Raw genomic sequence first — 429 nt, forward strand, 5'->3', positions numbered from 1 at the left:
TTTTTTTATTACTCAGCCCAAGTCGGTGTAGAAATCGCCCGACCGTGGCGCGGTGGACTTCAATACCGCGCTCCGCGAGCGCAACGCACAGTTCGTCCAAAGTCGTTTCGCCACGGGCGGACATCTGCTCGCGGACCCAATCACCATGAGCCAAAAGCTTCACACTACCAGGCGGGTGGCCCTGCCTGGCGGCGGCCAGACAGCCGGATGACCGATACAGGATCATCATGTTGTTGACGAACCGAGGCGAAACACGGAAATGCCGAGCGGCTTCCCGGTGACTATTGCCCTCATTCACAAACGCAACGACACGCTCACGCAACTCAATCGGATGCGGCTTGCCCATGGTGCATCTCCTTCCATGAGACAAGTGAATCACAGATCAAGCCAAACGGGAATCCCGAATCCGGTTAACAGCGACATGCTTTA

1 protein-coding gene is annotated in these 429 nt (G+C 56.4%); it reads right to left on the minus strand.

Annotated features, from left to right (window positions below; translation table 11 throughout):
• A partial coding sequence (locus HWD97_RS24280; protein WP_371835814.1) for a winged helix-turn-helix domain-containing protein occupies positions 1 to 346 on the minus strand: 346 nt, incomplete at its 3' end.
• Positions 347 to 429 lie beyond the last annotated feature (83 nt).

It is taken from the genome of Ochrobactrum sp. C6C9, assembly GCF_022627935.1.
Taxonomy (GTDB): Bacteria; Pseudomonadota; Alphaproteobacteria; order Rhizobiales; family Rhizobiaceae; genus Brucella; species Brucella teleogrylli.